Origin of the sequence: Pseudomonas sp. UBA6753 (genome assembly GCF_002453565.1) — a bacterium.
Taxonomy (GTDB): Bacteria; Pseudomonadota; Gammaproteobacteria; order Pseudomonadales; family Pseudomonadaceae; genus Aquipseudomonas; species Aquipseudomonas putida_Z.
This window is the reverse complement of sequence record NZ_DKHD01000054.1, coordinates 119,437-126,980: the sequence shown is the minus strand read 5'-3', so window position 1 is coordinate 126,980 and position 7,544 is coordinate 119,437. Positions and strand designations below refer to the sequence as shown.

The window sequence follows — 7,544 nt, the reverse complement described above, 5'->3', positions numbered from 1 at the left end:
CTCCTGAAGTCGCAATCGGCGGTGCCTGGACTACCGCGCGCTTAAAAGCAAAAGCAACGGCAACGGCAACGGCAACGGCAACGGCAACGTTGCAATTATTGGGCGAACGCACGCCCCAGACCACCCGGTACACCGCTGCTGTCAGTCTCCTGCCACGGCCCATCCGGGCTCAGCGACCAGCTCCAGCCGTTGTCGAAGCGGTAGTAGGTCCGCTGGCGGTAGAAGGTATTGGGTTTCTTCTCCAGCACATACACACCCAGCTTCGGGTCCCAATGGCTCGCCCCGCCAGGTGGCGGCGCGAAGCTGGCCGAGGTGCGTGGCATCGGCTTGGGCGTGGCCGCAGGCTTGCTCGGCGCGGGGGCCGGTTGCCTGTCCGGCAAGGGCTTGACCGCCGGCCCCGCCGGCGGCAGGCGCTCGATCGGTGGTTCGGGTTGCTCGTACGGCTCATGCACCGTACACGCAGACAAACCCAGGGCCAGGGTGATCAGGGTCAGGCGGACGATGCTGTGCATGGCATTGCTCTCTTACGGGTCGGGGCTGTCGATGGTCAGGTGCTGGATGGCTTGGGTGGCGCTGGGCAGTGGCGTGCCCTGGCCAATCCACTCGCCATGGGTTGGCTGGCCAGCGCGTGATACACGTGCAACGAGTTGGACTTCGGCAAAGTCCGACAGTTTCATCTGCGGCATCATGGCGTCAGCATCGGACAACTCCACCTCGATCGGCAACTGCGCCACAGTCACCCGCTTGGCCGCCAGCGGCATGGGTGGGCCATTGCTGGCGCGGGCGAAGATGAACACCGTGTCGTCCGGCTTGACCTTGTCCTTCAACGCCGCCGCCAGTTCCACGCGCACCTTCAAGCGAGCCGCCACGGGCGCCGCAGCCTGCCCCGGCGAACCACCCAGGCGCTCGGCGGCGCGGTCGATACCGCCCTGCAGCGCCGCACGCGAGGCATCACCTTCCGGCAGCTGCGCCAGCAGGCGCTTCCAGTAATCGATGGCTTCCTGGTAACGCTCGCCCTCGAAGGCAGCGATACCACGCAGGCCCAGGCTGGTCACTTCGTTGGGGTCGGCTTTCAGCGCCTCGTCAGTCAGCGCCTGCAGCTGCGGGCTCCATTTCTTGTCGGCAGCGAAGTACAGCGCCTGTGCCCACTGCCCGAGCAATTCGGGCTGGCGACCGGCCAGGGCCACGGCGCGCTCGAAGGTACGCGCGGCATCGGCGGGGCGCTGCTCGGCCATGTAGGCTCGGCCCAGGAAGTACACGGCCTCGGCCGAATCCGGCTGAGCCTGCACCACCCGCTCCAGGCGGGCAGTCATTTCTTCCATCGACTTGGGCGCCTCGGCAAACTCCTGGGTCAACTCCACCTTGTCGGCCGCGCCGAACTGCAGGTACAGCCCCAATGCCAGCAGCGGCACCAGCAGCGCCGCCAGCAACGGCAGGGCCTTGCCCAGGTGCCCCTGGCGCGGGGCTTCGGCACCTTCGGTATCCGCCAGCAGCTCACGGGCGGCCTCGTCACGGCCCTTGGCCATCTGCGCCTCGTCGAGCACGCCAGCGGCCTGCTGGGCAGCCAGTTCGGCGACGCGCTCCTGGTACAGGGCCACGTTCAGGGCGGTGCGGTCTTCTTCCTGCTGGCGGCCACGGCCACGCAGGATCGGGATCAGCAGGAAGCTGAGGGCAGCGAGCAGCAGCAGGCCCGCGCTAAGCCAGAATTCAATCATGGGTCTGTTCTTTTTCCAGCAATTTGGCGAGACGCTCGCGTTCTTCGGCGGACAATTCATTGGCGCCCTGCACGGCCGCACCGCGGCGCCGGCGCACGATCAGCGCCAGCACCACGAAACCACCGGCAAGCAAAATCCCCGGGCCGAACCACAGCAGCCAGGTACGCCCGCTGAGCGCCGGCTTGTAGCGCACGAAGTCGCCATAGCGGTCGACCATGAAGTCGACGATCTGCTGGTTGCTCTTGCCCTCGCCGAGCATGCGGAAGATTTCCCGACGCAGGTCGGCGGCAATCGGCGCGTTGGAGTCGGCGATGTCCTGGTTCTGGCACTTGGGGCAGCGCAGCTCCTTGGTCAACTGCTGGTAGCGCTCACGCTCGGCATCGTCGCGGAACTGGTAGGTGTCGATGGCCGCCTTGGCCACGCCCGCCAGGCTCAACCCCATGAAGAGCCCCAGCACGGCAGCTGCCAGCCCCCGCTTCATGGCTTGGCCTCGTCGACCAGGCCCTGGTACAGCGGCGCCAGCTGCTCACGCCAGACCGTGGCATCGACCACGCCCACGTGCTTGTAGCGGATGATGCCCTTGGCATCGATCAGGAAGGTTTCCGGAGCGCCGTACACGCCCAGGTCCAGGCCCAGGCTGCCCTGCTCGTCACGAATATCCAGCTGGTACGGGTTGTGGAACTCGGCCAGCCACTTCAGGGCCGCCGCATTGTCGTCCTTGTAGTTGACGCCGTGGATCACCACCCCCTGCTGGGCCAGCTGGTTCAGGTACGGGTGCTCGACCTTGCACGACGGGCACCAGGTGGCCCACACGTTGACCAGAGCCGGGCGGCCCCGCAAGTCGGCCTCGGTCAGGGTACGGTCGCCCTGGGTCGAGGCCAGGGAAAACGCCGGGAACGGCTTGCCGATCATTGCCGAGGGCAGCTCGTCGGGCTTGAGGAACAGCCCTTTGTAGAGGAACACCGCCACCAGCAGGAATACCGCCAGGGGGACTACCATGATCCAACGCTTCATGCAGCTGCTCCAGACACGCCCAGGGCATCACGCACCCGGGTCTTGACCTTGACGCGATAGCGCCGGTCGAGGGCCGCCAGCAACCCGCCCAGGCCGGTCAGCAGACCGCCCAGCCAGATCCAGCGGACGTAAGGCTTGATATGCACGCGTACCGCCCAGGCACCGTTCTCCAGCGGCTCGCCAAGGGCGACGTACAGGTCGCGGGTAAAACCGGCGTCGATGCCGGCTTCGGTCATCATCGACTGCTGCACGGTGTACAGGCGCTTCTCCGGGTGCAGGGTGGTCACTTCACGGCCATCGCGGCTGACCACCACGGTGCCCTTGTCGGAAATGAAATTCGGCCCTTCGAAATGCCGGGCACCCTGGAACAGGAAGTGGTAACCGCCCAGTTCCACGCTCTCGCCCGGCGCCATGCGCAGGTCGCGTTCGGCGCTGTTGTTGCTCGACAGCACCACGCCCAGCGCGCACACCGCCAGGCCCAGGTGCGCCAGCTGCATGCCCCAGTAGCTGCGACCCAGCCCGGGCAGGCCCTTGAGCAGGCCTTTGTGGCGGGTCTTGTCGAGAATGTCGCGCAGCCCGCCAAGCACCACCCAGGCGGCCAGGGCGAAGGCGGTCAGGGTCGGCCAGTCGAAGTCGTCGACGATAAAGCCCGCCACCGGCGCGAGGATGGCGCTGCCGAGCAGCACCGGGGTCATCATGCTGGCCAGCCATTTGCCGGGGGTGTCTTTCCAGCGCACCACCACGCCCACGCCCAGCACCACCATCAGCAGTGCCATCAGCGGCAGGAACAAGGCGTCGAAATACGGTGGGCCAACCGACAGCTTGGCCCCGGTCAGCGCATCGAGCACCAGCGGGTACAGGGTACCGAGCAGAATCATCGAGGCCGCCACTACCAGCACCAGGTTGTTGGCCAGCAGCAACGTCTCGCGCGACCACAGGGCAAAGCCGACCTGGCTCTTGACCACCGGTGCGCGTAGGGCGAACAGGGTGAGCGACCCACCGACCACGAACAGCAGGAAGATCAGGATGAAAATGCCCCGCGACGGGTCGGCGGCAAACGCGTGCACCGAGGTCAGCACACCGGAACGCACCAGGAAGGTACCCAGCAGGCTCAGCGAGAACGCGGCAATCGCCAGCAGCACGGTCCAGCTCTTGAACACCCCGCGCTTCTCGGTCACCGCCAGTGAGTGGATCAGCGCCGTACCCACCAGCCAGGGCATGAACGAGGCGTTTTCCACCGGGTCCCAGAACCACCAGCCACCCCAGCCCAGCTCATAGTAGGCCCACCACGAACCCAGGGTAATGCCGACCCCGAGGAAGGCCCAGGCAACGATGGTCCAGGGCCGCGACCAGCGCGCCCAGGCGGCGTCCAGGCGGCCACCGAGCAAGGCGGCGATGGCGAAGGCGAAGGCCACCGAGAACCCGACGTAGCCCATGTACAGCATCGGCGGGTGGACGATCAGGCCAAAGTCCTGCAACAGCGGGTTGAGGTCGCGGCCATCGGTCGGCACCTGCGGCAGCAGGCGCTGGAACGGGTTGGAGGTGATGATCAGGAAGCTCAGGAAGCCCACGCTGATCATGCCCATTACCGCCAGCACGCGGGCCAGCATCACCTGCGGCAACTGCCGCGAGAACACCGATACGGCGAAGGTCCAGCCGCCGAGGATCAGCGCCCACAGCAGCAGCGAACCTTCGTGGGCGCCCCACACGGCACTGAACTTGTAGTACCAGGGCAAGGCGCTGTTGGAGTTGCTGGCCACATAGGCGACCGAGAAGTTGTCGGTCATGAAGGCATGGGTCAGGCAGGCGAAGGCAAAGGCCAGGAAGGCGAACTGGCCCCAGGCCGCCGGCCGCGCCAGGCTCATCCACAGGCTGTCGCCACGCCAGGCGCCCAGCAGCGGCACGCTGGCCTGCACGGCGGCAAAGCAGATGGCCAGGATCATCGCCAGCTGGCCGAGTTCGGGGATCACCAGCGCCGCGTTCATGGCTTGGCCTCCCCGCCGGTGGCGGCCTGGCCGCTTTCCTTCAGGGCCTTGGTGACCTCGGGCGGCATGTACTTCTCGTCGTGCTTGGCCAGTACTTCATCGGCCACCACCACGCCATCGGCGTTGAGCTTGCCGAGGGCGACGATGCCCTGCCCTTCGCGGAACAGGTCGGGGAGGATGCCACGGTAGGTGATCGGCACCGACTTGTTGAAGTCGGTGACCACGAAGCGCACGTCCAGCGAGTCGGACGAGCGCTGTACCGAACCTTTCTCGACCATGCCGCCGGCGCGGATGCGGGTGTCCAGCGGCGCTTCGCCGTTGGCGATCTGGGTCGGGGTATAGAACAGGTTGATGTTCTGCTGCAATGCGCTCAAGGCAAAGCCGACGGCAACCCCGACGCCGACCAGCAGGCCGACGATGAGCAACAGGCGTTTCTTGCGCTGCGGATTCACTGGTTGTTCTCCCGGCGCAAACGGCGCGCCTCATCTTGCAGGTAGCGACGGCGGGCCAGCACGGGCGCGGCGACATTCAGCGCCAGCACCGCCAGGCAGATGCCATAGGCCGTCCACACGTACAGGCCATGGTGGCCCATGGCGAGAAAGTCACCGAAGGTGGCGAAACTCATTGTGCAGCCCTCCGCCCCAGGCTGTTCAATACTTCGTCCTTGACCCAACTGGCGCGCGCTTCGCGCTTGAGCACTTCAAGGCGCATGCGCAGCAACAGCACCGCGCCAAAGAAGCAGTAGAAGCCCAGCGCCGTGCACAGCAGCGGCAACCACATTTCTGCGGGCATCGCCGGCTTTTCGGTGAGGGTGAAAGTGGCGCCCTGGTGCAGGGTGTTCCACCACTCCACCGAGTACTTGATGATCGGGATGTTCACCACGCCGACGATCGCCAGTACCGCACAGGCCTTGGCTGCACTGTCACGATTACTGATTGCCTGGCCCAGCGCAATAATGCCGAAGTACAGGAACAGCAGGATGAGCATGGACGTCAGCCGGGCATCCCAGACCCACCAGCTTCCCCAGGTGGGCTTGCCCCAGATGGCCCCGGTGACCAGCGCCACGGCGGTCATCCAGGCACCGATGGGGGCGGCGCATTGCAAGGCGACGTCGGCCAGTTTCATCTTCCATACCAGCCCCACCACCCCGGCCACTGCCAGCAGCACGTAGCAGGACTGCGCCAGCATCGCCGCCGGCACGTGGATGTAGATGATGCGGAAGCTGTTGCCTTGCTGGTAGTCCTGGGGGGCGAAGGCCAGGCCCCAGGTGATGCCGACCAGCAGCAGGAGCACGGCAGCGCCGGCAAGCCACGGCAGCATGCGGCCGCTGATGGCATAGAACCATTTGGGGGAGCCCAGCTTGTGGAACCACGTCCAGCTTATTTTCATCAGGGTACATCCAGGGTATTGGCCGGGCTTGAAAGCCCGGGACTCGTTATTCGCCGACGCTGATCTTCAGGCCGGCCGCTATCGCAAAGGGTGCCAGGGTCACGGCCAGGGCCGTCAGGCTGGCGAGCCAGAGCAGGTGGCCGGTTGCCGGCATATTCTGCAACGCCGCTTGCAACGCACCACTGCCCAGGATCAATACAGGGATATACAACGGCAGAATCAGCAATGCCAGCAGCAAACCGCCGCGTTTCAGACCGACTGTCAGCGCCGCGCCCACCGCCCCCAGCAGGCTCAGCACCGGCGTGCCCAGCAGCAGGGAACCGAGCAGCACCGGCAGGCAATGGCTCGGCAGCCCCAGCATCAGTGCCAGCAGCGGCGCCAACAATACCAGCGCCAGCCCGGAAAAGATCCAATGCGCCAGCACCTTGGCCAGCACCAGCAGCGCCAACGGGTGCGGCGACAGCACCCACTGTTCCAGCGAGCCGTCCTCGAAATCGCTGCGGAACAGGCCGTCCAGCGACAACAGCACCGCCAGCAGTGCCGCCACCCAGACCAGGCCTGGCGACAAGGTTTGCAACAATTGGCTTTCCGGGCCGACTGCCAGCGGGAACAGCGCAACCACGATGGCGAAAAATACCAACGGGTTGGCCAGCTCGGCCGGGCGGCGGAACAGCAAGCGCGCTTCGCGGCGCAACAACAGGATGAATACGCTCATGCCGCCCATTGCCCCAGGTTCAGTTCACGGTAACCGGAGGGCTTGCGTTCCAGGGTGTGGTGGGTGGTCAGCACTACCGTGCCGCCCTGCTCGCAGTGGGCCGCCAGGTGCGCCTCGAGCTGCGCCACGCCCTGCTTGTCCAGGGCGGTGAAGGGTTCGTCGAGGATCCACAGCGGCGGGCTGGCCAGGTACAGCCGGGCCAGGGCCACGCGGCGCTGCTGCCCGGCAGACAGGGTGTGGCAGGGCACGTCTTCGAAACCACGCAGGCCGACGGCCGCCAGTGCCGCCCAGATCGCCTCGCGGCTGGCCGGCTGGTGCAGGGCGCACAGCCAGGTGAGGTTCTCCTCGGCGGTGAGCAGGTCCTTGATGCCGGCGGCATGGCCGATCCACAACAGGATGCTGGCCAGGGCGTGGCGCTGCTCGGCCAGTGGCTTGCCGCCCAGCAGGATCTGCCCGGCCGTCGGCTGCATCAGGCCGGCCAGCAGGCGCAGCAGGCTGGTCTTGCCGCTGCCGTTGGGGCCGCTGATCTGCAGCATGTCGCCGGGCCGCAGCTCGAAAGCGAGGTGCTCGAACAGCAGGCGCCAGTCGCGCTCGCAGGCCAGGCCCGCGGCTTGGAGGTGAAGGGTCACGGTTTCGCCTTATCTTTGTAGGGTTCCGGAGCGGTGTCGCCTGCTTCGCGGGCACGCCCGCTCCCACAAGGTTTCACGCAAGGCTTGAAAGCTGCGC

General features: G+C 66.3%; 10 protein-coding genes. All 10 read right to left on the bottom strand.

Annotated features, from left to right (window positions below; genetic code table 11):
* Positions 1-95: 95 nt before the first annotated feature.
* The 10 genes from B2790_RS21055 to ccmA are packed head-to-tail and all read right to left on the bottom strand — an operon-like array spanning position 96 to position 7,447.
* A complete protein-coding gene (locus B2790_RS21055) occupies positions 96-512 on the bottom strand; it encodes a hypothetical protein (RefSeq protein WP_137164511.1) in 417 nt (138 codons plus the stop codon).
* Between the two features lie 12 nt (positions 513-524).
* Positions 525-1,715: a c-type cytochrome biogenesis protein CcmI gene (ccmI, locus tag B2790_RS21050; RefSeq protein WP_286919662.1), complete on the bottom strand. Its 1,191-nt coding sequence runs from the start codon at positions 1,713-1,715 to the stop codon at positions 525-527.
* On the bottom strand, positions 1,708-2,196 hold the full coding sequence (locus tag B2790_RS21045) for a cytochrome c-type biogenesis protein (protein WP_025340052.1): 489 nt from the start codon (positions 2,194-2,196) through the stop codon (positions 1,708-1,710). Before B2790_RS21045 ends, ccmI begins: the two co-directional genes overlap by 8 nt.
* Entirely contained in the window at positions 2,193-2,729 is a 537-nt protein-coding gene (locus B2790_RS21040; RefSeq protein ID WP_023663391.1) for a DsbE family thiol:disulfide interchange protein, read from the bottom strand. Before B2790_RS21040 ends, B2790_RS21045 begins: the two co-directional genes overlap by 4 nt.
* The gene (locus B2790_RS21035; RefSeq protein WP_015271186.1) at positions 2,726-4,699 is read right to left on the bottom strand and encodes a heme lyase CcmF/NrfE family subunit; all 1,974 of its coding nucleotides are present in this window, start codon (positions 4,697-4,699) and stop codon (positions 2,726-2,728) included. Before B2790_RS21035 ends, B2790_RS21040 begins: the two co-directional genes overlap by 4 nt.
* Before the next feature lie 11 nt (positions 4,700-4,710).
* The gene (gene ccmE, locus B2790_RS21030) at positions 4,711-5,166 is read right to left on the bottom strand and encodes a cytochrome c maturation protein CcmE (RefSeq protein WP_019096399.1); all 456 of its coding nucleotides are present in this window, start codon (positions 5,164-5,166) and stop codon (positions 4,711-4,713) included.
* On the bottom strand, positions 5,163-5,339 hold the full coding sequence (ccmD, locus tag B2790_RS21025; RefSeq protein ID WP_013973562.1) for a heme exporter protein CcmD: 177 nt from the start codon (positions 5,337-5,339) through the stop codon (positions 5,163-5,165). The genes ccmE and ccmD overlap by 4 nt, the downstream gene beginning before the upstream one ends.
* Positions 5,336-6,103, bottom strand: coding sequence for a heme ABC transporter permease (locus B2790_RS21020; protein WP_012273476.1), 768 nt, complete (start codon positions 6,101-6,103; stop codon positions 5,336-5,338). Before B2790_RS21020 ends, ccmD begins: the two co-directional genes overlap by 4 nt.
* 46 nt (positions 6,104-6,149) lie before the next feature.
* Complete coding sequence (gene ccmB, locus B2790_RS21015; RefSeq protein WP_013973563.1) at positions 6,150-6,827, bottom strand: heme exporter protein CcmB; 678 nt, start codon at positions 6,825-6,827, stop codon at positions 6,150-6,152.
* Positions 6,815-7,447: a cytochrome c biogenesis heme-transporting ATPase CcmA gene (gene ccmA, locus B2790_RS21010; RefSeq protein ID WP_013973564.1), complete on the bottom strand. Its 633-nt coding sequence runs from the start codon at positions 7,445-7,447 to the stop codon at positions 6,815-6,817. The genes ccmB and ccmA overlap by 13 nt, the downstream gene beginning before the upstream one ends.
* Positions 7,448-7,544 lie beyond the last annotated feature (97 nt).